The 555-nt window shown below is 62.9% G+C and carries 1 protein-coding gene; it reads left to right on the top strand.

Annotated features, from left to right (window positions below; all coding sequences use genetic code 11):
* A partial coding sequence (locus tag NUV94_08285; GenBank protein MCR4392730.1) for a hypothetical protein occupies positions 1–555 on the top strand: 555 nt, incomplete at both ends.

Here is a 555-nt window from a genome sequence, read left to right as displayed (position 1 = left end):
CTACGAACCGGGTGACCCGAACAACCCGTGGTGGGACGAGACCCTGTGGGACAACGGCCTCCTCAAGGTTGCGTTGTTCGTGCCGGAAACCTCGGTGGACTCCGGGGTGTTCGAGCTGAACTTGGGGAACATCGAGGACTTCCAAGAAGCCCTGTGGGACGCCGCAGCCGCACGAGGCTATCGGCTCCCGATGGGAACGACGATCGCGTTCTACTACATCGACCCGAACGACTTCGACGACATGACGCTCGCTACGATCGTGGTCGGGGACCGGGCGCACTCCCAAGTCTTCATCACCGACGCCAACGGGATCCCGGTGGACGTGGTGAAGATCGGGTGGGGCGGGCTCTACGTGCGCGTGTACGACGCGGACGCCAACGTCGAGGCGTGCTGTCAGGACAAGGTCGTGGTCCACATCTGCGACCCCCACAACGAGGACGACAGCGAGTACTACGTGATCGACGAGGTCTCCAACAACTCGGGGATCTTCTTCACCCAGAACGGGATTCCCTTGCTGCCGGTGTGGGACGCGGTGGGGGGCTACCAGCTCGTGTT

The sequence above is a fragment of the Candidatus Acetothermia bacterium genome, from assembly GCA_024653305.1.
Lineage (GTDB): Bacteria > Bipolaricaulota > Bipolaricaulia > Bipolaricaulales > Bipolaricaulaceae > JACIWI01.
Note: the sequence above shows the minus strand (reverse complement) of the source record. Positions and strands in the feature narration are given on the sequence as shown.